This window comes from Bacillus infantis NRRL B-14911, from assembly GCF_000473245.1.
Lineage (GTDB): Bacteria > Bacillota > Bacilli > Bacillales > Cytobacillaceae > Bacillus_AB > Bacillus_AB infantis.
This window is the reverse complement of sequence record NC_022524.1, coordinates 1,164,545-1,189,575: the sequence shown is the minus strand read 5'-3', so window position 1 is coordinate 1,189,575 and position 25,031 is coordinate 1,164,545. Positions and strand designations below refer to the sequence as shown.

At 46.1% G+C, this 25,031-nt stretch carries 23 protein-coding genes; 3 read left to right on the top strand and 20 right to left on the bottom strand.

Annotated features, from left to right (window positions below):
* Window positions 1-160: 160 nt before the first annotated feature.
* A complete protein-coding gene (locus tag N288_RS06195; protein ID WP_009795148.1) occupies window positions 161-364 on the top strand; it encodes an alpha/beta-type small acid-soluble spore protein in 204 nt (67 codons plus the stop codon).
* 75 nt (window positions 365-439) lie between these two features.
* Here N288_RS06195 and fumC read toward each other — a convergent pair whose 3' ends face one another.
* The 18 genes from fumC to iadA form a co-directional block, all read right to left on the bottom strand.
* Window positions 440-1,819, bottom strand: coding sequence for a class II fumarate hydratase (gene fumC, locus N288_RS06190; protein ID WP_009795147.1), 1,380 nt, complete (start codon window positions 1,817-1,819; stop codon window positions 440-442).
* 425 nt (window positions 1,820-2,244) lie between these two features.
* Complete coding sequence (locus N288_RS06185) at window positions 2,245-4,254, bottom strand: ABC transporter ATP-binding protein (RefSeq protein ID WP_009795144.1); 2,010 nt, start codon at window positions 4,252-4,254, stop codon at window positions 2,245-2,247.
* Window positions 4,251-6,008 (bottom strand): ABC transporter ATP-binding protein, encoded by a 1,758-nt coding sequence (locus N288_RS06180; protein ID WP_022543556.1) that lies wholly within the window; start codon window positions 6,006-6,008, stop codon window positions 4,251-4,253. The genes N288_RS06185 and N288_RS06180 overlap by 4 nt, the downstream gene beginning before the upstream one ends.
* Window positions 6,009-6,450: 442 nt before the next feature.
* Entirely contained in the window at window positions 6,451-6,765 is a 315-nt protein-coding gene (locus N288_RS06175) for a YbjQ family protein (RefSeq protein ID WP_009795141.1), read from the bottom strand.
* Window positions 6,746-6,949: a hypothetical protein gene (locus N288_RS06170; RefSeq protein WP_009795140.1), complete on the bottom strand. Its 204-nt coding sequence runs from the start codon at window positions 6,947-6,949 to the stop codon at window positions 6,746-6,748. The genes N288_RS06175 and N288_RS06170 overlap by 20 nt, the downstream gene beginning before the upstream one ends.
* The gene (locus N288_RS06165; RefSeq protein WP_009795139.1) at window positions 6,937-7,155 is read right to left on the bottom strand and encodes a hypothetical protein; all 219 of its coding nucleotides are present in this window, start codon (window positions 7,153-7,155) and stop codon (window positions 6,937-6,939) included. Before N288_RS06165 ends, N288_RS06170 begins: the two co-directional genes overlap by 13 nt.
* Complete coding sequence (locus N288_RS06160; RefSeq protein ID WP_009795138.1) at window positions 7,152-7,508, bottom strand: YxlC family protein; 357 nt, start codon at window positions 7,506-7,508, stop codon at window positions 7,152-7,154. Before N288_RS06160 ends, N288_RS06165 begins: the two co-directional genes overlap by 4 nt.
* Window positions 7,471-8,025, bottom strand: a complete 555-nt coding sequence (gene sigY, locus N288_RS06155; RefSeq protein ID WP_035403192.1) for an RNA polymerase sigma factor SigY — start codon at window positions 8,023-8,025, stop codon at window positions 7,471-7,473. The genes N288_RS06160 and sigY overlap by 38 nt, the downstream gene beginning before the upstream one ends.
* A gap of 213 nt (window positions 8,026-8,238) precedes the next feature.
* Window positions 8,239-9,432, bottom strand: coding sequence for an MFS transporter (locus N288_RS06150; RefSeq protein ID WP_009795136.1), 1,194 nt, complete (start codon window positions 9,430-9,432; stop codon window positions 8,239-8,241).
* Window positions 9,433-9,593: 161 nt separating this feature from the next.
* Window positions 9,594-10,145 carry a GNAT family N-acetyltransferase gene (locus tag N288_RS06145; protein ID WP_022543554.1) on the bottom strand — a complete coding sequence of 184 codons (552 nt, stop codon included), beginning with the start codon at window positions 10,143-10,145 and terminating at the stop codon, window positions 9,594-9,596.
* Window positions 10,146-10,173: 28 nt separating this feature from the next.
* Complete coding sequence (locus tag N288_RS06140; protein WP_009795134.1) at window positions 10,174-10,794, bottom strand: HAD family hydrolase; 621 nt, start codon at window positions 10,792-10,794, stop codon at window positions 10,174-10,176.
* A 38-nt stretch (window positions 10,795-10,832) separates the two neighbouring features.
* Window positions 10,833-11,720 (bottom strand): S16 family serine protease, encoded by an 888-nt coding sequence (locus tag N288_RS06135; RefSeq protein ID WP_009795133.1) that lies wholly within the window; start codon window positions 11,718-11,720, stop codon window positions 10,833-10,835.
* A gap of 88 nt (window positions 11,721-11,808) precedes the next feature.
* Complete coding sequence (locus N288_RS06130; protein WP_009795132.1) at window positions 11,809-12,174, bottom strand: cupin domain-containing protein; 366 nt, start codon at window positions 12,172-12,174, stop codon at window positions 11,809-11,811.
* A 588-nt stretch (window positions 12,175-12,762) separates the two neighbouring features.
* Window positions 12,763-14,040 (bottom strand): MFS transporter, encoded by a 1,278-nt coding sequence (locus N288_RS06125; protein ID WP_009795131.1) that lies wholly within the window; start codon window positions 14,038-14,040, stop codon window positions 12,763-12,765.
* Window positions 14,041-14,203: 163 nt separating this feature from the next.
* Window positions 14,204-15,346: a mannitol-1-phosphate 5-dehydrogenase gene (locus N288_RS06120; protein ID WP_022543553.1), complete on the bottom strand. Its 1,143-nt coding sequence runs from the start codon at window positions 15,344-15,346 to the stop codon at window positions 14,204-14,206.
* 5 nt (window positions 15,347-15,351) lie between these two features.
* Window positions 15,352-17,430 carry a BglG family transcription antiterminator gene (locus N288_RS06115; RefSeq protein WP_009795129.1) on the bottom strand — a complete coding sequence of 693 codons (2,079 nt, stop codon included), beginning with the start codon at window positions 17,428-17,430 and terminating at the stop codon, window positions 15,352-15,354.
* Between the two features lie 95 nt (window positions 17,431-17,525).
* Window positions 17,526-19,466 carry a PTS mannitol transporter subunit IICBA gene (locus tag N288_RS06110; protein WP_009795128.1) on the bottom strand — a complete coding sequence of 647 codons (1,941 nt, stop codon included), beginning with the start codon at window positions 19,464-19,466 and terminating at the stop codon, window positions 17,526-17,528.
* Between the two features lie 199 nt (window positions 19,467-19,665).
* Window positions 19,666-20,838 carry a beta-aspartyl-peptidase gene (gene iadA / locus N288_RS06105; protein ID WP_022543551.1) on the bottom strand — a complete coding sequence of 391 codons (1,173 nt, stop codon included), beginning with the start codon at window positions 20,836-20,838 and terminating at the stop codon, window positions 19,666-19,668.
* Between the two features lie 245 nt (window positions 20,839-21,083).
* Here iadA and N288_RS06100 point away from each other — a divergent pair, with 245 nt between their 5' ends.
* Window positions 21,084-21,395, top strand: a complete 312-nt coding sequence (locus N288_RS06100) for an HPr family phosphocarrier protein (RefSeq protein ID WP_009795126.1) — start codon at window positions 21,084-21,086, stop codon at window positions 21,393-21,395.
* Between the two features lie 135 nt (window positions 21,396-21,530).
* Here N288_RS06100 and N288_RS06095 read toward each other — a convergent pair whose 3' ends face one another.
* Window positions 21,531-23,621, bottom strand: coding sequence for a transglycosylase domain-containing protein (locus N288_RS06095; protein ID WP_035403125.1), 2,091 nt, complete (start codon window positions 23,619-23,621; stop codon window positions 21,531-21,533).
* Window positions 23,622-23,886: 265 nt separating this feature from the next.
* Here N288_RS06095 and N288_RS06090 point away from each other — a divergent pair, with 265 nt between their 5' ends.
* A complete protein-coding gene (locus N288_RS06090; RefSeq protein ID WP_022543549.1) occupies window positions 23,887-24,402 on the top strand; it encodes a universal stress protein in 516 nt (171 codons plus the stop codon).
* Window positions 24,403-24,485: 83 nt separating this feature from the next.
* Here the strand turns inward: N288_RS06090 and N288_RS06085 are convergent, their stop codons facing one another.
* A complete protein-coding gene (locus tag N288_RS06085) occupies window positions 24,486-24,953 on the bottom strand; it encodes a helix-turn-helix transcriptional regulator (protein WP_035403123.1) in 468 nt (155 codons plus the stop codon).
* Window positions 24,954-25,031 lie beyond the last annotated feature (78 nt).

The following is a 25,031-nucleotide window of genomic DNA, read 5'->3' as shown; positions in this document are numbered from 1 at the left end:
TGCCGAATAAACAGGCAGGAATCAACCATAATAGAGAGTACAAACAGCAAACAGCCGGCAGGCACAGCTTCCCTTCCCACTGCGGACTATGCATGGTGCTCCGTTTGGTTCAAGTCCAAAATAGTCCAACCAAAAAATTATTCGAAGGAGAGTGCTCATCATGGCAAACAACAATTCTTCAAACCAGCTTTTAGTACCAGGCGTATCACAAGCTCTAGACCAAATGAAATACGAAATCGCTAACGAATTCGGAGTAAACCTTGGTGCAGAAACAACTGCCCGCGCTAACGGATCTGTTGGTGGAGAAATCACTAAGCGTCTTGTTCAAATGGCTGAACAGCAGCTTGGCGGATCTCAATTTTAATCTAAGCTAAAACAATTGAATAGATAATGGCTGAAAGGACACCAAACTTATGGTGTCCTTTCTCTTGTGCTGCTATTAAATCATTTTATCCGGGTCAACCCACTGATCATATTCTTCCTCTGTTACATGGCCGGTTTTCAGCGCCGCCTCTTTCAGCGTGGAATTTTCATTAAAGGCAAGCTTCGCAATCTCTGCGGCCTTTTCATAGCCGATATGAGGATTCAAGGCAGTGACAAGCATAAGTGATCTATCTACATGCCCTTTGATGACTTCCTCATTCGCTTCAAGGCCAACAAGGCATTTTTCATTGAAAGACTGCATGCTGTCTGCAAGAAGCCTGATGCTTTGCAGGAAGTTGTAAATAATGACCGGCTTGAAGACATTCAACTCGAAATTCCCCTGGCTTGCAGCAAACCCGATTGCTGCATCATTGCCGAATACCTGTGTCACGACCATGGTCAAGGCTTCACTTTGCGTCGGGTTCACTTTGCCTGGCATGATGGAGCTTCCCGGTTCATTAGCAGGAATGGAAAGCTCGCCGATCCCGCTGCGCGGCCCGCTGGAAAGCCAGCGTACATCATTGGCGATCTTCATCAGATCGGCAGCGAGCGCTTTGAGACTGCCATGCACATGGACGATCTCGTCATGGCTTGTCAGGGCGTGGAATTTATTATCCGCCGAACGGAAAGGATGGCCAGTCTGTTCGGATATCCACTCTGCCGTAATCGGCCCAAAGTCCGGATGGGCATTGATGCCTGTGCCAACCGCTGTTCCGCCGATCGCCAGATCATCCAGATATTTGATAGCATCTATCAGCATTTTTTCATTTTTCTCAAGCATGGCCCTCCAGCCGCTGATTTCCTGGCCCAGTGTCAATGGCGTGGCGTCCTGGAGATGTGTTCTGCCGATTTTGACGATCCCCTTGAAGGATTCTTCCTTGATTTTAATTGTCTTCTTCAGCTCGTTCAGTGAAGGAAGCAGCCTTTCTGTCAGCTCGATGACAGCTGCGATATGCATGGCCGTCGGAAATGTATCATTTGAGCTTTGGGACATATTTACATCATCATTTGGATGCACCTTTTCCTCTGAGCCTTTTTCCGAGAGCATCTCATTCGCTCTTCTTGCAACGACTTCATTCACATTCATATTGGACTGGGTGCCGCTCCCCGTCTGCCAGACAGCCAGAGGGAAGTGCCCATCCAGCTTCCCATCCAATATTTCCGTGCACGCAGCCGCAATTGCTTCCTTCTTATCATCTGAAAGTTTTCCAAGCTTATGATTCGCTTTGGCTGCCGCCTGCTTTAAATGGGCAAAGGCATAGATCATCTCAAGAGGCATTTTTTCGGTGCCGATTTTGAAATTGTCCTTGCTCCTCTGCGTCTGTGCGCCCCAATACTTATCACTCGGCACTCTTACCTCGCCAAGGGTATCTTTTTCAATCCTGAAATCTGACATACTTTATCCCTCCTGTATTCATCCTTATAGCCTTTTCCCTTATTTCTTCATTTTAATGTTAAAATTTTGGCAGTTCCAGTAATTTGAATTCCGGAAAGCATAAAGCCGGCCTGTTTGAGGACCGGCTTTAACCGTATCTCAATTGTGGACAAGCGCACAGCCGATAAAATAGCCGATGACCATGATGCTTGCTATGCTGAGAGTAACCGCGAAAACCTCCATGATTTCCCCTCCATTCCTGCCGGATGGCCAGATATATCCCCTACTTAAAAATTATCATATTTCTGCCATGCTGCTTAAAAGCTGCCTGCACGATTTTGTGGCATAAAGGTGAATAATCGGTGAACGCGGGCTGGAATGGCTTCAGGGTAACTCTGCCCAGGCCTGGCCAACCAGAAAAGCACCCAATTAAGGGTGCTTTTCTGTCAGCCGGCCATGGATCCCTGCTGAAGCTGGTACATCTGATAATATTTCCCCTTCAGCTTCATAAGCTCCTCATGGTTGCCTTTTTCGGCGATTCGTCCCCGGTCGAGGACAAGAATTTGGTCAGCATTGCGGATGGTGGAAAGGCGGTGGGCAATAATAAAGGTCGTCCTGCCCTCTTTCAGCACCTCCATCGCATTCTGGATCACTGTCTCTGTTTCGGTATCGATGCTTGATGTTGCTTCGTCAAGAATCAGGATGGCCGGATCAAAAGCCAGCGCCCTTGCGAATGAAATGAGCTGCCTCTGCCCGCTTGAGAGAGTGCTTCCTTTTTCAATGACCGGTTCATCAAATCCTTTTTCGAGATTTTCCAGTACTTTGTCAGCACCTACATCCCTTAAGGCTTTTTCGACATTCTCCCTTGTGACAGCCGGGTCATTGAGGCTCACATTCTCTGCTATCGTCCCGGTGAACAGGAAAGGATCCTGGAGGACAATCCCCATATGCTTCCTGAGATTCTGCCGCGACATGCCGGTGATGTCCTTTCCATCAATAGTGATGCTCCCTTTCTGGCAATCGTAGAAACGGAACAGCAGATTCATGATGGAGCTTTTGCCTGAGCCGGTATGCCCGACAAGAGCAACGGTTTCACCGTGGGAAGCTTTGAAGGTAATGTCCTTGAGGACATATTCGCTTTCCTTATAGCCAAAATGGACCCCATTAAATTCTACATTTCCTTTATAGCGCGGAACCTTGCTGTCATCCACTTCGATTCCTTCCTCATCGAGGAGTTCAAATACCCGCTCACCTGCCACCAGTGCCTGCTCCAGATTGGCAAGCTGGTTGACAATTCCCTGCACAGGCTGGAACAGACGGTTGATATAGTCAACAAAGGCATAGAGCATTCCAAGTGAAATGACTGCAGATGCATTAAGGGACTCACCCCCGAAATACCAGATAAACGCAACGAAGACGATATTTCGGAGTACACCGACTAGATTATGGGAGGTTAATGAGTTTAAGTTGAGCAGTTTGTTCTGATAGGTAAAATGCTCTGTGTTCAGCTTTTCGAAATCTTTCCTTGTGTCTCCCTCGCGCCCGAAGGCCTGGATGATGTTCATCCCCTGTATTGACTCGTTAACCATTCCATTGATATCGCTCACTCTGGTCCTGATGACCTTATTATATTTGGATGCGTACTTTCTATAGACAATCATCCAAATGTACAGGATCGGCAGAAGAATCAGGCAGATTGCTGCCAGCTTGGCATTTAATATAAAGAGCGCGGTGTAGATGCCGGCAATATAGATGAAGCTTGTAAAGAAGGTTGAAAGCACGGTCACGTAAAGCTCGCGGATCGCTTCCGTATCATTCGTAATCCTGGCAACTACCTTTCCTGCCGGGAGATTGTCAAAATATTGGACAGGCAGTTTCTGAATCTGCCCGAAAACATCCTTCCGCATTTTCTGGATGATCCGGTTAGCAGACTTTTGCAGATAGTATCTTTGTCCATACTGGAAAATGGCAGCAATGACAATCAATCCGAAGTAAAAGGAGAGAAGCCTGATGATGCGCGGGATTTCAGGTTTATAAAAACCCATCAGCTCTTCCCCCTGGAGCCTCGAACCTTCATACACCTCTTTTTCTTCTCCTTTTGAGATGGTCAGCAGACCATCCTGAAAGCTTCGTTCTCCATCAAATTGTATGTCGCCCTCCACAAAGATAAAATCTTTTCCAGCCTGGAGGATGCGGGCCTGACCGATCATGGGAGAGCCTTCATCCATATACTGCTCTCTTGTATAATAATGGCCTTTATATGAAACAGAATCATCGTTTTCTCCTGTCTGATACCAGACGGATTCAATCCCGAGTATATGCTGGTCAATCAGCCTCTTGGCAATGAACGGACCCGCAAGGTCTGCGGCAACGGCGACAGTAAGCATGGCAAGCGCGGCCAGAATGATCTTTTTATAAATAAGCGCATATGAAAAAAGGCGTTTTCCTGTTTTCATGACAGCACCTCCTCTTCTGCAGCTGCCTGGGCCTGCTGTCTGATATACTGCTCTTTATACCAGCCTGACCCTTTCATCAGCTCTCGATGTGTCCCTTCCTCGGCTATCACGCCATTGTCCAGGACTATAATATGGTCCGCATGCTGGACCGCCGTCATGCGGTGTGTGGTAATGATGGTGGTTTTTCCTTCCCTTTCTGAGCGGATATTGCCGATAATCTTTTTCTCTGTTTTCGCGTCAACAGCCGAAAGTGAGTCATCCAGTATCAGTATTTCAGGATCCTTGATCAGCGCCCTGGCAATCGAGATCCTCTGCTTCTGTCCTCCTGATAGGGCAACCCCCTTTTCACCAACAAGGGTCTCCAGACCTTCAGGAAGCATTTCAAGATCCTTGCGGAAGGCTGACAGGTCAATGGCCTTCTGCAGATCACTTTCATCTGCCTTTTCGTTTCCGAACAGGATATTCTCCCTAACCGAACGGGAAAAAAGAACATGATCCTGAGGCACATAGCCAATCCAGCTCCTTGTATTTTGCAGTGACTGTTCCCTGATCGGGATTCCAGCAACGGCCAGGGTTCCTGTTCCGGCGGGATATTCCCTGAGCAGCTGCTTGATGAAGGTCGTCTTTCCGCTGCCCGTTTTGCCGACTATCCCTAAAGTCTGGCCCCTATCCAGCCTAACCTTGATGCTCTTCAGATTATCAGTGCTGCTCGACGGATACCTGAAAGTAACATCATCGAAAACAATATTCTCCGGTCTCTCGGCATCGGCAGGCTTGCCGGGATCCTTTACATCCTCCTCGTAGGAGAGCGTTTCCTGGACCCGGTCAAGGGAGGCATTGCCCCTTTGCATGATATTGATCAGCTCGCCGATTGCAAACATTGGCCAGATCAGCATTCCAAGATACACATTGAAAGCGACAAGATCTCCTAGTGTGATCGCCTGATTGAAGACCAGGTTGGCTCCATAGCCAAGCCCGATCAGATAACTGAGGCCGACGATGATTTTAATCGTTGGATCAAAAAGGGAATCAATCCTGGCGACCTTGATATTTTTTTCATAGACATCCTCTGTCATATCGTGGAACCGGTCTTCATCTGCACGCTCCTGCACATATGCGCGGATGACCCGGACACCGGATACTGATTCAAGGACTTTGTCATTCAGGTTCCCGAAAGCATCCTGGGCCTCCATGAAACGGACATGGATTCTTTTTCCGTATATTTTCATTAATAAAGCCATAAGCGGCAGCGGCAGGACTGCTGCGATTGTCAGCTTCCAGCTGACCAGGAATCCCATAGTCAAGAGGATCGTCAGCATGAAGATGCTGCTGTCAACAAGCGTGAGAATCCCGAATCCGGCCGTTACAGATATAGCCTTTAAATCATTTGTCGCCCGCGCCATCAGGTCCCCGGTCCTGTTCTTCTCAAAAAATGACGGGGTCATCTTCAGCAGATGGTTCATAAATCTGCTCCTCAGCTTTCTCTCAACAAGAAAAGCCCCTCCGAAAAGCTGATACATCCACACATACGTGATCCCATAAGACACTACTGTAATCACCCCGAGCAGCAGCAAATACTGAAGGATCTTGCCGCTGTCGAGCGATCCCAGATGGATGTCATCGATTGCCTGCCCGACGAGCCTTGGCGGCATCACATCCAGAACCCCCACAATCGCAAGCAGGATAATGGCAACCGTATATCTTTTCCATTGTTCCTTAAAAAACCAGCTCAATTTCTTCAAAATCGAAAACATTCATTCCTCCCCTTTCTATTAACAGCCGCTCTGCTAGCCTCCCTCGAGATCTCCAGGCGAAATAGCAATCCTTTCTTGTTGATAAAACAGCATAACCAACTTCCTCCTTTTTAAAAGTTATATAGAAAACAGGCTGATGCCTGGTATTCCCATCATATAAAGACAAAAACAAAAAAAGACATACCGCGTCATGGCGATATGTCCCGAAAAAAGACAAAAGCACAGGCTGCGCAAAAAGCTGCCTGTGCTGAATCAATAATAAAATGAATGATTACTGGGAAAAGTTAGGGAAAGGACAGGCCGGCATATATTCAGTTATTAAAATAGCATCATTTCGTACAATCATGATCATGCGCCCCCTTTTCAAATTTTTCCACTTTGTAAGATTATCATCTGTCTTATTAAAAGTCAATTGGCATTTTTGTTATTTTTCTGAACTTTATTACTCTGCCACAACAGCTGTTCCATAGGCAATGATTTCTGAAGCATTCTGCATAACAGCAGAAGACTCCAGGCGCATGCAGATCACAGCATTCGCCCCTTTTTTCCTGGCATCTTCCACCATCCTCCCGATTGCCAGCTGCCTTGCTTCATCCATCATTTCTGTATACTCTTTGATTTCTCCTCCGACAATGGTTTTGAACCCTGCCAGAATATCCTTTCCGATATGCTTGGACTGGACTGTGCTTCCCCTGACGAATCCTTTCAATTCTTTCACTTCCATACCTGGAACAAATTCAGTAGTGACGATAATCATGCTCATTTTCCTCCTTTTTTTCTTTATTCCTTTCCCAGCCCACCATGATAAGCAAAGCAATGATTAATATGGCATAGGAGGCATAAAATATGACAGCCGCCTTTAAATTGATGAAAATCATCGCGAGCCCAAGGAGCTGCCCGCCGAGAGCCGTAAATAAGAGAAGCTGCTTTAATTTCTCCATTCTTTATCTCCCTTGTTTTTCCTCCAGCTCTTCTCGACAAAAATAAAATAAACCAAGAGGGGCATCGGCGCCTGGATAAGGCCGATCAGACCCCACAGCCAATAATGATGCCCCCTTTTTCTCGCATGAAGAAAGAGAAAAACACTTTGGCTGATTAGTATAACGGCAACAAGCAGCAGGAGCGGCAGGGAAATTTCCTCATTCATGCTTCATTCACCCTTTGCCTGACAAAATAGTAGGTGCCTGCCCCTGTAATGAATATCCCGGCTGCTGCCTGGATGGCTATGAAGACAGCTGGAAGCTGGTGCAGGGTAGTAAGCAGGACCGTTAATATCACCGCTGCCATCACAAAGAACAGGCCAATATCCCTTATCCAGCTTTTCCGCAGCTGCTCCTGCTTTTCTGCAACCATCTCCTCGAACCATTCAAGCTCCGGAGTATGAATAGAAAATGACTGGTCAAGGATCTCAAGCCCTTTTTCGATTTCATCAGCTGCCAATCTATCCTGTTTATTTTCGTATTTACTTTCCAGCGGTATGATTTTCTGTTCCTTTTTCATGCAGGCCCAGCTCCTTTCTGACAGCTGCAAGTCCATTATGGATTCTTGATTTGGCTGTTCCGGGGGATATTTTCATCATGTTTCCTATTTCGTCGTAGGAATAGCCGTAATAATGCTTTAAAACGATTGCTACACGTATATCATCTTTCAATTTGCCAAGAGCGGCAAGAGCATCATTCCACTCTTCATTCCGGCTCTCCATCTGCCATTTCAGCTTCCTCCATGACTGCTCCTGCCCTTGCCAGTGTTTCTCCCTTTTCTTCCTGCGCAGATGGTCTATATATAAATTGGTCGCAATGGAAATGAGCCAGGAAGAGAACTTCGATTGGCCATTATACAAATTGATTTTTTCGAGGGATTTTGCCATGGTTTCCTGGGCAAGCTCCTCTGCCAGATCCTTATCCATGGCTGCCTTGACCAAATACTTGACCAGAAAAGGGTAATTTTGCTTAAAAAGCATGGCCAGTGCCCTTTTGTCACCTTTTTTGGCTGCCTTGACGAGCTCTTTGTCTTCCATTTTTGACATCTTTCCTTCCAATGCCCTTTTATGATAGGTTACCTCTTATCCTGCTCTATTCCGCTGCTGTTCATTTTCTTTTCATTCATATGACGGCTGGGCCACGAAAATCGTTCATTTTTTTTCGAAAAAATTTTAGATAGTGCCGGCTGCACAAACTGAAGGCTGCATTTGCAAAAATGCAGCCTTCAGTTATTCATCTTTTAAATAATCTCAGGAGAATCTCTTTCTGACCGCCAGCAGGTAGATTCCGTTAAACAGCAGCAGTATTCCCGCAATTACGAAAGTAATCTCCGCACTGTTGTTCTCCGCCATCGCCCCAAACAATACTGTTGAAAGGGCAAACGCCATGGAGACCAGCGTATGCTGGGCACTGAACACCTTTGGCAGCTCTTCTGCCGCGACCTCTTTTTGTATATAGGTGTACAGAATGATGCCTTTGATCTGATGGATAAGCCCGCTGAGAAATACTAATAGTAATGCAGCCCAGGCCAGTGAATTGGCGCCAAACAGCAATGTCACTATGGCCACTCCGAAAGAGGCGGATATCAAGGTGAGTTTCATATTTTTTTCAAAAATAGAAGAGAACTTCTTGCATATGACCCCGCCCAATATTAAGCCCATGAAAAAAGAAGTGTTGATATAACCCCACCAGGCTTCCCCTGCCTTTAAAACTTCCGCAACAAATACATAAAGAATGGCAGCTATCCAGACTACGTTAGCAATGGCTTCTATTAGAATCACCACATGAAAGCTGCGCAAAACAGGCTGCGTCCAAATAGAGATCCAGCCTTCCAGCAGAACGTTCACCGTACTTTGCTTTTCAGTATTGGACTGGAATGGAGTCTTATCATTGATTAACTGCATCATCAGGGAAGACACGGCATAGAAAGCCAGCGTAAGCCAGATGACATTCTGCCCTCCTGCCGCTGCAGTCAAAATGCCGCCAAGTGCCCAGCCGCCTAATTGGATAGATTCATTTAATAAAGCTAAAAAGCTGTTGGCTTTCATCAGTTCTTCTTTCTCCACCAGCCTTGGCAGCATGGCGTCTGAAGCCGGGAGTGCCCAGCCGTCGAAAAAAGCAATAACAAATATCAATACTAATACGAACAGTATCTCCGGAGAGCTTTGCAGCCAAAGCCAGCCAGAAAGAATAAAAAGCGCCAGCGTCTTGCTCACCTGGGAGCTGACAAGCATGGATTTAAGTTTGTATTTATTGAGCATTAATGGCGAAATTGCTCCGCTAACAGCCCGGCCTGCCATATTCAAAAACGGCAGCAGTGCCAGGTACACCGGAGACCCGGTAACAGAATATAAAATGGATATCAAACCCACTATATAAAACACATCTCCTAAATTGGCGAGTGACTGCCCAATCCAAAGAGACCGGAAAGATTTGCTTTTCATATAACCTGCCCCTCTTTATCTTAGAATTTAATGATAAAAAGGGAAATTCACAATGGACGATGCCTCCTTATGATCGTTTAAAACTTAGGTTATAAAAATTTTTTCGGCAAAAAAAAGGTTCTGTCTCAGCAATCAATCTGAGGGAGAGGCTTGAAAAGCAATCAATCCTTCTGAAAATTCATTTTTAGAAAATCTTCCTGCAGGATGCCGTAAAGAACGCAATCCTTATACTGTCCTTTGGCATTACGTATCATATGCCTGACAATTCCTTCTTGCTTCATTCCCGCTTTCTTCATCACTTTCCCGGAAGCAGGATTATCCGTATTATGAGCGGCAGAAATTTTATGAAGATTCATTTCAGAGAACCCAAACTCCATGACCGCCTTTAATGCTTCTGTAGCATATCCTTTATTCCACCAGGCATAGCCCAGGGAATAGCTGACGCTGCTGTTTCCGGTGGTCAGATCCCAATCATACAAGTCAATTTCTCCGACTAATTCCCCCGTGGCTTTCAATTCGATTCCCCACCAGCAAAAGTCTTTCCTTTCATATCTGGCTGCTATATCCGCCACTCTCGCATTGGTTTCAGAAACCGTCCTGTGTGCCGCACTCACCCTGTTTTCTGCTACGCGCTCATCTGAAAGCCATCGGTCGAAGATGGCTTGGCTGTCCGAACGTTTCAGCCTCCTGAGCTTCAGTCTTTCGGTCTCCATTAGCGGTGTTCCCAAATAGGTGATCATTTCAGCCGAAAACCTTTAAGAGATCTTCAAATTTTTTAATCTCCTTATCATATTCACTCACTTCCCCGAAGCCGTATTGAGCATAAACGAAAGGGATTCCTGCGAATCTGGCGGCTTTTCTGTCGCCTTCTGTGTCACCTACATATACCGGGCTGGAAAGATGATTTCTTTCTATGATCAATTTGATATTCTCACCCTTTGAAAGGCCGGTCCGGCCGGGATTTTCGAAATCAAGAAAATATTTTTCAAGCTTATGATATTTATAGAAAACCTCTATGTAGCCCTCCTGGCAGTTGCTGACAATGAAGAGCTTATATTTTTGCGAAAGTTCCTCCAGGACTTTTTCAGCATTTTCATAAAGTTCTCCACCATGGATTCCCAGGAAGTGTGCTTCAGCCTTCCTGCATTCCTCCACCAGCTGCTGCCGCTGTTCTTCTGTTAGATCAGGAAAAAGCCTGCGGCTTATTTCATCCATCTGCAGACCCATTGTTCCTTCAAAATCTTTCCGTGTCAATTTACCTTCCTTGCGGTCCTCTTCTTTAATGACACTGTTCCAGGCAACCAGAACTGTATCAATTGAATCCCAGATGGTCCCATCTAAATCAAAAATAATGCTGTCCATGTATCTCGTCCTCTCTTTCTTTATGAAAATTCCTGATGCTATCCTCCATCATTCAATCTCCCAATAGCTTCAACAGCTTCATCCACATGTGAAACATCAATAATTTCTATTTTTCTGCTGCTTTCTTTTTGTATAGCTGCAGCTTCTTCCGCATTTTCACTCGGAATGATCAGGTATAAGAATCCAGATCTTTCAGCAATCAGGATTTTTTCCTTTATCAATCCTACATAAGATACTTCTCCATGCTCATTAATCGCGCCCGTAACTGCAACAGGCAGCCTGTTTTCAAGGAGTCCTTCTTTAATGAGCCCTGAAAGCGCCAGGCTGAGTCCGGCACTATTACCGGCAATGTCTGGCTGCTGTATAAATCTCCTGAGCCAATCGTCTTCTTTTCCCAGGTATTCTGCTGCGTTCTCTTCCATTTGCAGCAAAGGTTCTTTCTGCAGATGAAGCCATTTTAACAGCTGCCGGTTTTTGCTGTCATATCTAACTTTATGATCCACTTCAGCAACGGACAGTACGTCAACTCCCTGCGCTGCCAAAATCTTTTTGGCATCTTGTTCACTGTTCTGGTTTTTCAGCGTAAATTCAGCTACGCCTACCGAAAAAATACCCGATCCCTTTAAGGCCTCATTCGGTTCCTGGTAGGCATAAGCGACATGCGAAGGGGGAGAGCTCAGCGCTACCAGCAGCAGCGGCAGTTCATAGCAGAACAGGAGGAAGAGGAGAAAGGCTGAAACTGTGATTTGTATTCTGTTTTTACGTTTTTGGCGGAAAACAAACCATAAATTCAGCAGAATCACCAGCAGGAGAAACAGCATAAAGACAAAGGCATATTCATTGATGACTTCTAAAAGGTATAGAAGCAAAAATACTATATAGAAAAGGAATGTCATGATACCGGCAATGACACCAGTTTTATACATTATCCATCCAAGCCCCCATTGGTCTGGTTTTTATTATCTATCTTCATAGCCGGGAAACTTCTATATTAGCAGGCGGGTTTTTGTTAACTTATATCCAAACATCATTCTCCGCTGTCTGCTCTGTTCTTTCCTGCCCGGTATTTATAACGCCCTTCGGCTCTACAAGCATGATTTTGCATTCGTTCCCGGCAAAAGGCTTATGTTCAGTATTTTTAGGGGTGACAAACAGCTCCCCTTCTCCCAGCTCCACTTTTCCATCACGGAACTCAATGGTCAGCCTGCCTTCCAGAACGATAAAAACTTCGTCCGTGTCATTATGCTTATGCCATACAAAGTCCCCTTGGACTTTAACAAGCTTAAATTGATAATCATTCATTTCAGCAATAACTTTAGGGGACCAATGATCCGCAAATTTTGAAAACTTCTCTTGAAAATTGATTGGTGAATAATTCATTATACTCTCCCTTTCTTTAAATAGTGTTTTGCAGCATCGATCATATGCAAAAGAATCCCATTTCTTATGCTTCTAGATGAAGAGCTTATAATCCTTCCAAACCCCTTGTTAATTGGCGGCAGAATCATAAAAGAAGAGAACTCTGGGCAGTGTCCGCTTCTTAATTAAAGGCTCTTTTCCCGTTGACTTTTGCTATTTTGCTATCCTTATTAAGAGTAATTTCCCGCCAAGCCATAAAAAGCGGAACTTCCCGGACCTGAATGACGGAAGCCGTGACAGGCTGAAAAATAAGCGTAGGAATTCCCCCTAATTTCGAAAAAACACTAAAATTAGCTCAAATAGACGGAGAAATTCCGTCTATCAACTCAAAAAACAGGAAAATGGGCAACTTCGCTACTCTTAACCGGAAATTCTCCGCTTATTTGTACCCACCCCTGCTATTTTCAGGAGCCTAACCGCAGAATCTCCGCTTATTTTAAGGCTTGCTGGTCACCCGAATAAGGATTAAGCTCCTCTTTATCCAACACCATAAAATGGAAATTATTCTTGTTATAATTAAGAGCAGCAATCTTTACGAAAAGAGCCTATTTAAATTGCCGTTTCAGCTGCCGCCTTTTCCAATTCTTCTTCGGTCCGGCTGTATTTAGGCAGGACAGCTGTGTAAAACAGGCCGACCAGTATCAGGCATCCTCCTACAAGCCAATAAAGCATTTCTACTTTCAGGATCGCCGGGAAGCTGTAGGCGATGAAACCGAGGGTGACTGACTGTGAAAGCATCATCAGCGGGCTGATCCATCCCTGGACCCTTCCCATCATTTTGGGGTCGATGATGCTGGGCATCCATCCGCCGATTGCGATATTTACAAGAGGCAGGCCGAGGGATGTCAGGAAAATCAATACCATAAACAGGATAATAGATTCTGCAAAGGAAGCGGCAATCACAAAGCCCCCTGTGATGGTGATTCCGGCAATGATCATCTGATAAAGCTTTATTTTCTGGGAAAGCAAGGTGGCGATGAAGCTGCCGAGCAGAATGCCTGCTCCGAAAACCATCCCGATGACAACCGATAATTCTTCATATGTTTCTGGCGCAAGCCTGTATTTCAGCATAAAAACCGGCATAACGCTGAAGCCGCCGTTCACAACACCGAAAACGATGAAACCAGCTAGCAGGGCCGACAGCAGCTTATTGTTCAAAATATACTGCATCCCCACTTTGAAATCCCTGAATACAAGCTTAAGGTTGAGGTCCTTCAATGTGTGCTTTCCATTAGGAAGGCGGACCTCTTCTGCAATGCGGCATGATCTGATCAAAAGGGCACTGAGCCCGAATGTGACAGCATCTACCAGGATGGCGCCGTAAACGCCCACTGTCCAGTAGGCCAAAATGCCAAGGCCGTTCCCGAACAGCATGAAAAGACTCATGATCAGCTGGTTCAAGCCGGCTGCAGCCGTATAGTCATCTTCTTTCAATATCCCCTGGACCATCGCATGCTCGGCAGGGAAAAAGAACTTCTGCACAGCGCTCCTGAGGAACAGTACAAAGAAAATCAAAGGCATCCAGCCTATCAGGATTGTCCCGATCAATGCCACTGACAGTGCAGCAGTGATCCAGTCACAATAATAGGCAATCTTCTGCCGGTCCATCCTGTCTGCAAAAACCCCGACAAGGAAAAATACCGCGAGCGTCGGGAGGCTGTACATGAGCTCTGTAATCGAGGCATATACCGGCTGGTCTGAAAAACGATCCAGCAAGTAGAACATGAAAGCAGTCAAGCCTATTGTGCTTCCCATTTGTGAGGTAAAGTTGGCAAAAAATAATCTGGCATAATTCTTATTCTGGAAGATTTCTTTGAATTTTTTCATTTAAGCTCCCTCGATTCCGGTTAATTGCTTTAATCATAATGCGTTTTCAGGAAAGGGATAAGCGCCTTCTGATGGTTTCTTGCTCCTCCTCGAGGCGGAGGAGCCCTAAGCCAAATAAAAACGCCGTTCCTTCAAGGAACGGCGCATGAGTGTTCTAGCACTATTATTTTTTCATCTGCTCATACTGGCGGGCAGCTTCTTTTGCAATAAGATTGTCTTCCTCCAGGCCGCTGACTTCCTTGAGCACATATAATGGCCCGTGCTCTTTCAGCATCTCCTGGATTTTAACGGCTTCCTCATCTCCCTGGAAGTCGAAATGCAGTGCCGCAGCAATGGCCTTGGCAAGATTTTCGAACGGCAAACCTGCCTTCATTGCCTGTTCTGCAGGACGGACAAGCCTGTCATTCGGCCCGAGCTTCCTTATCGGTGAACGTCCTACCCTTGTTACACCGTCGTTCAGGAAACCGTTCTGGAAACGGCCGATAATTTTCTTGATATACTGTGCATGCTCTTCAGCATCAAGCCCATATTCCTTTACAAGATATGCGCCAGTTTCCTTCAGCGTCGCTTCAGCCTGTTTGTAGACAGCTTCATCCTTCAGGGCTTCATCAATGGTTTCCTTGCCTGCAAGGTACCCTAGATAGGCGATGACAGCATGGCCCGTATTGACGGTAAATAATTTTCTTTCAATAAAAGGAGCAAGATCAGGAACGATTTTCATTCCTTCTACAGCAGGTATATCTGTTGGTGCTTCGACAACCCACTCATAGTAAGGCTCAACCAGCACATCAAGGGACCCTTGGTTATTCTGGATCGGAACAATCCGGTCTACAGCTGAATTAAAGAAGAATACCCGGCCTTCCAGCTTTCCTGCCGTTTCCTCATCAAGGTTTTCAAGAATATAGCCTTTCAAGAGGTCGGTAGCTGAAATCTGGTTTTCACAGGCAATGATATACAGCTTGTCATCAGTTTTTTTAACTCTTTCAGCAATGCCCTTGGCAATGAGCGGGGCAATGCGCGGCAGGATATTCGGACCGATCGCTGTTGTAAGATACTCAGCCTCACCGATGGCTTCAATGACCTGGCTTTCCTGTGTCATATTATTAAGTCCTGAAACAGAGCTGATCTTCTCTGATGAACCGTTCTCGGCAGCCAGATTGACTTTATATTCGCCTTGTTCATTCAATAGATTGATGATTTCTTCTGCAATATCAACAAAAGTTACATGATACCCTGATTTAGAGAACAGCGCGCCAATAAAGCCGCGGCCGATATTCCCTGCACCAAAATGTACTGCTTTTTTCATAGTTATCATCCCTTTATCAATTGGTTTTGGATATAGTCGAGAAAAATTTCTTCCAGTCTCTTCTTTATAGCTTCCTCACTGCCTGAAGAAAATATCAGCATCGCTTCATCATTTTCAATCAGGCTGGTGCTGATCAGGCTGACGATTTCCTGCTGTCTTGGGCTTAAGCTTTCAGGCGCAAGCATAAGGAGCAGATTATCCGCCTCCATCATCCTGCCATCCATCCCTTTCAGCTGGACTGCGCGGCCGAGCCGTGACACTTGGAAAATCAGCTCTTTTACTGCTTCATGGCGGCAATGGAAAAGAGCCAGCCCTGTTTTCGGTATGCCCAGCCCGCCCAATTTCTCCCGTTCCCTTAAACGGGTGATGACCTTACTGCTTTCGGAAAGGCTTCCCTGTTCTTTTGCACTATGTACCATTTGGGAAACCACTTCCTCATGGTCAGCTGCTTCAGGAAAAAAGTAAAACCTGAAATTGCGGAGGATTTCTTTGATACTGTTTTGAACATCACCAAGGTCAGACAGCATTTGCCCTAGACCGATGCTCCGTTCTTTTTGCTTGGGATAACTGCTTTCGGGCGAAAAGGTGCGGCTGGCTGCCAGCTCACCTATGTGTTTTTGCAGAAAGCCCTTTGCTGCCAGTATATCCTCCTCTTCCAGAAGCGGATTGACGAGGATGTACTCCAAATCTGTGTAAGGCAATCTGACTGTTGAAAAAATGATATCGTAGCTGTTCAGATCTGTTTGCTGTATTTCCTTGATAGAGGAAATTTCGACGGACCGGATTTCCGGCAATTCTTTTTTGATCCTGCTGGCCAGCATTTTGGAGGTTCCAATCCCTGTCGGGCAGATGATGAGTGCATGGACTGAAAGCTGTTCTTCCCTGAGCAGCAGGACAGATCCGAAGTGGAGGGCAATGAATGCTGCCTCATCATCGGGAAAAGATATATCACGGAACTCCTGTTCAAGGCTGTTTTTAACGGCGAGAAAAAGGGCTGGATATTTCTTCTTGATGTCTTCTGTCAGTGGATTATGCATCCCCATATTCTGCCTGATCCTGAATATAGATGTTTCCATATGGGCGAGCAGGCCCTGAAATAGGGAGAAGTCTCCTGTTAAATCTGCATTCAGCTGGGCAGACACATGCTGGATGATATTTTTGACAGACTGCCCGATCATCACACTGTCATAGTGGACGGAATCAGGTGCCTGCAATTTGGATCCTTTCAGTACGATAGCAAGAAAACGAATATCCTGTTCAGCAAGGCTGACGGAAAATTCATCCGCGAGCTCATTGCCCAGGCTGGCAATCAGATTTGCCTCTTCCTTGATGTCCGGAGGTTCGATGAGGTCATCCTCAATGCAAAAGCCGCCTTCTGTTCTTTGTAGCGAGATGCATAAATGGACCAGGATGCCGATATAGTCGCTGTCAGCCAATCTTGACTGCCCCTTATTGATTCTTCTGCCGGCAAGGCGGTCGGCTGCGTAAAGGAACTTTGACCGGAAATAGTAGAGCACCCTGGGCTTGTTCCAGCTTCCTGCATCAAGGAGGAACAGGCTTTCTATGAGCTCTTCATTAAAATAGATTAAATAATAGTCGGCCAGCGCCTTCCTTATATCAGATTCTTTGCCGGACAGCTCTACCCCTACCCCTCTTTTCCTTCTGACAGAGAGCCGGTAGCTTTCAAGCCAGCCAGCCAATTCATCGAGGTATGCAGTATAGGTCGTCACACTGATGCCGACTTCCTTTGCTGCCGGCTGAAGTTTAAAGGGTTCCCCCTTAAGGAGCTCCAACAGAATCAGCAGCTTCCTTTCCTGGGGAGTCTGGTCTGTCGGAATGGTTTCCGCCATTGTCTGAACAAGCCGGAAAACATCCTCATTCCGCCCGGAAATCACGAGGCCTTCATCAGGCGTCCGCCCAAGCTCAAGCCCGAATTGCCGAAGAACCTTTGCAACAGATGCAAGGTCCCGGTGGACAGTCCTGGCACTCACGTTTAAGTAAGAAGCAAGGGTCAGGGCCGTATGCTTGCCGGCCGTCTTTATGATCAGTTCTATGATGCTTTTCTCCCTTGAGGTAATAAACATCTTTATCAGCCCTATCTGCAGACAGATTCTTTTCCGCCAAAAAACAAAAGCGCAAAAAGGCACAAGCTGTGCCTTTCTGCATGTCTTACCGGTCCTTACCCGTTAAGGATATCCATTAACTCTTTGGCTGTTTTCGCCTGGACCATTTTTTCGATGTTTTCCATCTCCGAGCAAGTGACGGCAATGGAAGACAATATTTCAAGATGGGTGCCATCTTTACCGGCAATACCGAAGATCAATCGTACTTTTTCACCGTTAAAGTCTACTCCCTCCGGAACCTGGATGACAGTGAACCCGGATTTGATGACTTCCTGCTTAGCCGCTTCTGTGCCGTGAGGGATGGCAACATCATTGCCCATATAAGTTGAAGTCATTTCATCCCGCTCAATCATGGCTTCAATATAATTTTCACGGACATATCCGCCATCGACAAGCGCTCTTCCGGCAAAACGGATGGCTTCATCTTTATGATTGAATTTCTGGTTCAGGAATACGTATTTTTCCAGCAGCAGATCATTGTTTTCCTGTGCTTCCGCTGCAGGCGATTCCTTGCGTTCTTCTGCAGGCGATTCCCCCATCGCTTCAGCTTCCGCATCTTCAGCGATGTCAATCAGTTCTTCTTCTGCAGTTCCTTTCAGCTTGCTGATCAGATTATCGTATTCAGGGCTTGAAAGGAAATTATCCACTGACACATGATAGGCTTCAGGGATTTTATTTTTTGCCCTTGGCGTCAGTTCTTCCTGTGTAATGACTACCTGTGCGTCAGCAGGAATATTGCTAATTGCCGTATTGGTTACATTCACATCATTAAGGCCGGCAGCCTTCACTTTTTTGCGGAGAAGTGAAGCCCCCATGGCGCTTGAGCCCATTCCGGCATCACAGGCAAAGACAATTTTGCTCACATTTTCAGGAAGCTTGCCTTCTGTTGCTGTGAATGCAGAAGCAACTGAGCTTTTCTTCCCTTTCATTTCCTGCATCTTTTGTGCTGCGGCTTCAATATTTTCATCTGACTGCTTGCCTGTTTTTAAAATAAAGGCAGAAGCAATGAACGAAACAGCACCGGCTACAAGGACAGCAGCAAAGTTGGCAATATAGGCACTCGCATGGTGCGGCGTCACTGCCGTGATGGCGAGAATGCTTCCCGGTGATGCCGGTGCGAATAGACCGCCGCCAAGCAGGACAAGTGTGAACACACCGCTCATTCCGCCAAGGATGACCGCGATGAATAATAGCGGACGCATCAGGATGTAAGGGAAGTAAATTTCATGGATTCCCCCAAAGAAATGGATAAGTGCAGCTCCGGGTGCAGATTGCTTTGCGTTTCCTTTTCCGAAGAAGATGTACGCAAGAAGCACACCGATACCAGGTCCAGGGTTTGCTTCCAGCAGCAGCAGGATGGACTGGCCTGTCTGTTTGATCTGTTCCGTCCCAATCGGAGTCAGGACCCCGTGGTTGATTGCATTGTTAAGGAATAGAATTTTTGCAGGTTCAATCAGGATGCTTGTTAATGGCAGCAGGTTTGTTTCTACAAGCCATTCCACCCCGCTGACCAGCCAGCCTGTGAATACATCGACTGCAGGTCCGATACCCGCAAATGCCAATATCGCGAGTACACCGCCAATGATTCCGGCAGAGAAGTTATTGACAAGCATTTCAAAGCCTGCCTTGACCTTACCTTCAATGGCGCGATCAAAAAGCTTGATTGCATAACCGGCGATCGGGCCGACAATCATGGCTCCGAGGAACATCGGAATATCAGAGCCGACGATGACACCCATAGTAGCTATGGCACCGACTACAGCTCCGCGCTGGTCATGGATCAATTTTCCGCCTGTATAACCAATCAGCAGCGGAAGAAGATAAGTAATCATTGGGTCAACCATTTTGGCAAGGCTTTCATTTGGCCAGAACCCGGATGGTATGAATAGTGCAGTTATCAGGCCCCAGGCGATAAACGCACCGATATTCGGCATGACCATGGAGCTCAGGAAGTTACCGAATTTTTGTACAGCTATTTTTATATTAGGCTGAGCCATTTGCACTCTTCCCTTCTATTTATAGTATTTACTTATCTATGGTAAATGACAGGGAGGCAGGGTTCAACGAAGAAGAAAACTAACTTTGTCGCACACCATTGTGACAAACCTATTGTTTCTCAAAAAAGGCCAGTTATTCTTACAGCTTGCAGCAGAAAAAGTAGACTGAATGAAAATCTTCAGTCTGCTCTTTACAGGTTTATTCAAAAGTTCCTTTGACAATAGCCTGTCCGCCTTCTACCATGGTCCTGCCAAGGGCTATGACGGTATCAATCTGATAATCGTCCGGATCCAGCATGACCAGGTCTGCATCCCTGCCTGCTTCAATCGCCCCTTTATGAGGCAGCTTCAAAATGTCTGCCGGATTTTTGGTTATGACCCTGATTGCCTGGTCAAGCGGGATATCTTCAAGAAGGATGCTGTCACGGACTTCACTATATAAAGAGGATATCTTTCCGACCTTCATGCCGATCAGTTCTCCTGCCTCGTTAAAATCCGGCAGGCTGCCCTGGGCGTCAGAGGTAAAAGTAATCTGTGATATTCCGACCCCTGCGGCAAGCATCCTTTTCAATCCCCTGCTGCATTTAACCTCCCCTTCCTCCTGGAACTTAGGAATGGAGCTGGTTGTAAAATCAACATAGCCCCCCCTTTTGGCATATCGGATGCCCTCTTCAAAGAGGTGGGGATTGCGGTTGATATGTGTCGGGTAAAATTGGCGGAGCGGAATATCAGTCTGTTCCACCACATCTTCAATCAGCTTCAAATGATCATAGCTGTCGCCAACATGGATGTTGACGATCCCGGCTTTGCCTGAAAGCATTCCCCCGATCCGGGCTGCAGATGCTATTTTGGCGAGCTCCTCTACGGTAGGCTGGGAAGAACGGTGATCGCTGATGGCAATTTCTCCTGCCCCGATTATTTTATCAATCAGGATGATATCATCTTCAATTTTCCCAGTGAGTGTCTTTACCGGCACCTGATAGGATCCTGTCTGGGCATAGCAGGTGATTCCTTCTTCCTCCAGCGCCCTTGCTTTGGCAATCAGGCTGGGCATCGTCCTGGTGGTACCATCTGTTCCGATTACGCCCACAATGGTGGTAATGCCTGCCAGAGTGGCATCGGTCAGCTGCAGCTCAGGAGTCCTTGTCCGGTAGCCGCCCTCGCCGCCACCACCTATGATATGGACGTGGGCATCAATGAAGCCGGGTACTACCAGCTTTCCCTCTGCCTCTATTATCCTGATATCTGCAAAGCCTTCAGGCAGATCGATATGATCCTTTATATAGCCAATCTTATTCCCTGTAAGCAGTATATCTTTCTTTCCTATATGATCAGGTGCATATACATTCCCGTTTCTGATGAGAGTCAGCAACCTATTGTCCCCCTCCATGATAAATGCCTCATTATTCAGAATGATTATGCATTTATCTTAAACCTGACTTCACCAGCCGGCAAATCTTATGCCTTATCCAGCAGCTTCTACTGGAAAAATAGAGAAGCCCTGTCATCATTTTGACATGTTTAGACTTCGGGAGCCGGGGTAAATCTCAAGTAACAATAAACGATAAAAAAACAAACAAAAACTATAAATATACTATAAAGGAGAACTGAACCATTATGAAAGAAATCATCTCTACAAACATTAACCTGGATAGACATTTTACAATGAAAGATATGCTTGAAATCTATCAGGCCGCTAAGCAATATAAAGGCAACACAATCATCTATTGCAATCAGAAGTCAGTTGATGCTTCCAATATGCCAAAGCTGGTTTCCTTCCTGCTGACCCAAAAGGCGAATACATCCATTAAAGTGATTGTCGAAGGGGTGCAGGCAAGGAAGCATCTCGCTAAAATCAAGGAAACTTGCGCAAACCGTGTATCTGCATTCAAAAAGGCTGACCAGCCATTAATGACGGAAACCGTTTAATTCCCAGAAAGGCAGTGAACCTATAATGATCCGGACGATTCTTATGATAATCGGCGCCATCGTTGTGATTGGCGCACTTGTAAGCTGGCTGTTCTAACGACAGCAAAAAAAAGAGCCGACCGGCTCTTTTTTATTTTAATCTTCATGCTTTTTCTCTTTCTCTTTTTCTTTCTCTTTCTCTTTTTCCTTATCCCTGCCCTTTAAGCGGTCTTCCCATTTCCCTTTTTCTTCACGCAGCTTTTCCTGCCACTTCTCGGCTTCCTTCCTTAAATTCTCCTCCCATTCTCTGGCCCTCTTCCATCTTTCTTCTTTCTCTTTTTGTTCAATATAATAAGAGATATGCGGAACATTGAAGGATTCAGCATCCTGCCCTTCAAGAGCAGCCGCCATCAGCTCCCGGAAGATCGGGGCGGCGCCTTCACTGCTTGTCGTTGTTAAATAGTGGTTTTCATCTGTATGGTCATAACCGACCCATACAGCACCGGCAAGCTGAGGTGTATAGCCGGTGAACCATTGGTCCTTTACGCCATCTATCCCCTCTATCGGCACCTGGGTCGAGCCTGTCTTCCCGGCCGTCTCCCTTCCAGGAATGCCTGCTGCCTTCCCGGTTCCCTGCTCCACTACCCCCAGAAGCATGGTTGTCATTTGTTCTGCTGCTTCTTTAGAAACTGCCTGCACAGACTTTTCTTCCCGTTCGGCTATTACATTTCCTTGGGCATCTTCGATCTTTATGATTGCATGGGCCTCTTCCCTTACACCGTCATTGGCAAATGCCGCATAAGCACCGGCCATCTCCAGCGGAGACACACCTGATGACAATCCCCCAAGAGCAATCCCAAGATCTCTGTCGCTCTCCTCCAGAGGGATTCCAAACCGCTTGGATGCTTCAATCCCCGCTTCAATGCCGATTTCATTAAGTATCCATACCGCCGGAAGATTAAGCGAATCTTTGACGGCCTCGTACATTGGCACCTGCCCGCGGTACTGTCCATTATAATTGCCTGGTTCATAGCCGCCGAAGCTCATTTTCTCATCTTTTACCTGGTCTGTTGCCTTCCATCCCTCTTCCAGAGCCGGCGCATAAGCAGCCAAAGGCTTCATAGCTGAGCCGGGCTGGCGCTTCAGCTGGGTGGCCCGGTTGAAGCCCCTGAAGACATGCTCGCCTCGTCCGCCGACCAAAGCACGGACACCGCCTGATTCAGGATCCACCAGCACAGCTCCGCTCTGGACGATCTGATCTTCTTTTCCTTGCGGGAAAAGATCATCTCTTTGGTAGATTTCTTCTGCGGCTGCCTGCATTTCCGGATCAAGTTCAGTATAGATCCTGTATCCCTCTGTCAATAATTCATCCTGTGTCAGTCCATATAATTCGATTGCTTCATCCAGAACATGATCAACATAATAAGGGAACTTTCCTTTCAGTGGATCGCCGCCCCTGTCATTGAGAGCAAGCGGCTCTGCTTTGGCTTGTTCAAATTCACTGGCAGAAATATAGTTCTGCTCCTTCATTTGAAGCAGGACCGTATCCCGCCGTTCTACCGCCTCTTCAGGATGGCCGATTGGATTCAGGGCAGAGGGGGCCTTGATGATTCCCGCCAGAATGGCCGACTCGCTTATGGTCAGATCTTCGGCATCTTTGCCAAAGTATTTAAGGGCAGCATTTTTGACCCCCCATGCCCCTTCCCCGAAATAAATCTGATTCAAATACATCTGAAGGATTTCTTCTTTTGAATATTTCTTATCTATTTCCCTTGCCAGGAAAAACTCTTCCATCTTCCGCTTGTATGTTTTTTCATGAGTGAGCAGCGCATTCTTCGTCAGCTGCTGTGTAATGGTGCTCCCGCCTTCGACCACACCGCCAGCTTTGATATTAGTGAACAGCGCTCTCATAATGCCTTTGTAGTCAATGCCGCTATGTTCATAAAATCTTTTATCTTCTATTGCAACCACGGCATTTTTCAGGCTGTCAGGGATCTGGTCGGCACGGAGGCCTTCATTTTTGCTTGCTGAAATTTTGCTTGCCTCTTCCCCGCTGTAATCGTAAATGACCGTGGGCTGTGACATCCCGTCCTCCAGATTGCTGATATCCGCGTCCTTGCCTTGAAAGTAAAAGAAACTAAGGAAGCCGAGGATCGATGTAGAAGAAAATAAAAGGACGATTTGTAACATCCGTTTTAGTCTATAGATTCGATTTTGTTTATTTCTGCCTTCTCTTGTATTGCTCATTTAATCACAACCTTTATTGAAACTTCTTGGTGACTTCTTATCATACTGTAAACAATTTTCTTAAAGACTTTTACTCAAAAATGATGGGATATAAACCATAATTATCCTTATTAGCAGTTTGGGCACTTTTATATAATCCGAAAGTGTTCCCCCTTTTATAGGGGTATAAAATTTTGATGCCGCTCAAACAGGCAGGATTCTTTTATCGGAAATATGGGTAAATAGAAAATAATCACAACTCTCCTATTAAGAAAGGATGATGACAATGAACCAATTCAATCGGATTGTAGTCGGCTATGATGATACCGAAGGCAGCAATAAGGCACTGCAGCTTGCCGTTCAGATGGCAAAAGGAAACCCGGAGGCACATGTACTGGTTGCAAATGTCTATGACGAAAAGGTAGAAAACGTAATGACTGATAATGAAAAGAGAGTGGAGCCGGTAAGAACAAACGGATATATGCTGGAAGGGATCCAGATTCCGCCTATGTCGATCAGGCATGATGATCCCAACCCGCCAACACACGCCATTATCTCAAACAGCGTGGATGACGCATTCTATAAAGCCAAACAGGAGCTTGAACCCCATAATATCCAGGCAAAATATGATTCTCTTGACGGCAGCCCTGCAGAAAGCATCTGTGATTACGCTTCGGCAGAAGGAGCCGATCTGATCATTGTCGGAAACTCCGGCAAAGGCGGGCTGAAGCGGATGTTCCTGGGAAGCGTCAGCAGCAACATCGCCAAACAGGCTCCGTGTCCTGTGCTGATTGCGAAATAATCATTTCCGGCTCATACAAAAAACGCTAAGATACCCAGTATCTTAGCGTTTCTTTCTCTCTCCATTCACAGGCACAGTCAGGGTTACTTGTCCGCATCTGCCCCTCTTGCAATCTCGAAAAAACGCTCTTTTGATTCTTCTTCATCAAAACTGCTGTAGACTCTGTACAGGTCTTCATCTATAATCCGGAAATGCTGGCTGATGATATTCTGCTGAAGCATAAATCTGCCTCTTTTTTCGACCTCTCTCCACCATATTTTGCCTCCAAGGGTTTTTTCTTTACGATAATCAATACCTTCCCTTGCAATGGTTTCAAGCACTTCAAGCGGTTCGTTTCCAAATAGAAATTGCACGGTTTCGGTTTCACGGAACAGGGCACAGACAGCCACTACTGTGGACCAGCCCGCATAAGCTCTGCCCTTTTCAATCTGAACAAGTGTTTTTTTGGAGATCCCGATAATTTCCGCCATCTTATCCTGGGTATATCCTGCCTCTGTACGAATAAGGCGGAGCTTTTCTGAAACCTTCATGATAATCTCTTCTCGTGTCAATATTCGCGCCACCCTTTTCAAGTGTAATATTACACCAATTCTAACACATTATAAAAGCAGGTATAACTTTTATATTTA

Excerpts from the sequence above, each read along its gene's own strand:
- N288_RS06195 (WP_009795148.1), top strand. The coding sequence starts at position 161 with ATGGCAAACAACAATTCTTCAAACCAGCTTTTAGTACCAGGCGTATCA.
- fumC (WP_009795147.1), bottom strand. The coding sequence starts at position 1,819 with ATGTCAGATTTCAGGATTGAAAAAGATACCCTTGGCGAGGTAAGAGTG.
- N288_RS06185 (WP_009795144.1), bottom strand. The coding sequence starts at position 4,254 with ATGAAAACAGGAAAACGCCTTTTTTCATATGCGCTTATTTATAAAAAG.
- N288_RS06180 (WP_022543556.1), bottom strand. The coding sequence starts at position 6,008 with ATGTTTTCGATTTTGAAGAAATTGAGCTGGTTTTTTAAGGAACAATGG.
- N288_RS06175 (WP_009795141.1), bottom strand. The coding sequence starts at position 6,765 with ATGATTATCGTCACTACTGAATTTGTTCCAGGTATGGAAGTGAAAGAA.
- N288_RS06170 (WP_009795140.1), bottom strand. The coding sequence starts at position 6,949 with ATGGAGAAATTAAAGCAGCTTCTCTTATTTACGGCTCTCGGCGGGCAG.
- N288_RS06165 (WP_009795139.1), bottom strand. The coding sequence starts at position 7,155 with ATGAATGAGGAAATTTCCCTGCCGCTCCTGCTGCTTGTTGCCGTTATA.
- N288_RS06160 (WP_009795138.1), bottom strand. The coding sequence starts at position 7,508 with ATGAAAAAGGAACAGAAAATCATACCGCTGGAAAGTAAATACGAAAAT.
- sigY (WP_035403192.1), bottom strand. The coding sequence starts at position 8,025 with ATGGAAGACAAAGAGCTCGTCAAGGCAGCCAAAAAAGGTGACAAAAGG.
- N288_RS06150 (WP_009795136.1), bottom strand. The coding sequence starts at position 9,432 with ATGAAAAGCAAATCTTTCCGGTCTCTTTGGATTGGGCAGTCACTCGCC.
- N288_RS06145 (WP_022543554.1), bottom strand. The coding sequence starts at position 10,145 with ATGGAGACCGAAAGACTGAAGCTCAGGAGGCTGAAACGTTCGGACAGC.
- N288_RS06140 (WP_009795134.1), bottom strand. The coding sequence starts at position 10,794 with ATGGACAGCATTATTTTTGATTTAGATGGGACCATCTGGGATTCAATT.
- N288_RS06135 (WP_009795133.1), bottom strand. The coding sequence starts at position 11,720 with ATGTATAAAACTGGTGTCATTGCCGGTATCATGACATTCCTTTTCTAT.
- N288_RS06130 (WP_009795132.1), bottom strand. The coding sequence starts at position 12,174 with ATGAATTATTCACCAATCAATTTTCAAGAGAAGTTTTCAAAATTTGCG.
- N288_RS06125 (WP_009795131.1), bottom strand. The coding sequence starts at position 14,040 with ATGAAAAAATTCAAAGAAATCTTCCAGAATAAGAATTATGCCAGATTA.
- N288_RS06120 (WP_022543553.1), bottom strand. The coding sequence starts at position 15,346 with ATGAAAAAAGCAGTACATTTTGGTGCAGGGAATATCGGCCGCGGCTTT.
- N288_RS06115 (WP_009795129.1), bottom strand. The coding sequence starts at position 17,430 with ATGTTTATTACCTCAAGGGAGAAAAGCATCATAGAACTGATCATAAAG.
- N288_RS06110 (WP_009795128.1), bottom strand. The coding sequence starts at position 19,466 with ATGGCTCAGCCTAATATAAAAATAGCTGTACAAAAATTCGGTAACTTC.
- N288_RS06100 (WP_009795126.1), top strand. The coding sequence starts at position 21,084 with ATGAAAGAAATCATCTCTACAAACATTAACCTGGATAGACATTTTACA.
- N288_RS06095 (WP_035403125.1), bottom strand. The coding sequence starts at position 23,621 with ATGAGCAATACAAGAGAAGGCAGAAATAAACAAAATCGAATCTATAGA.
- N288_RS06090 (WP_022543549.1), top strand. The coding sequence starts at position 23,887 with ATGAACCAATTCAATCGGATTGTAGTCGGCTATGATGATACCGAAGGC.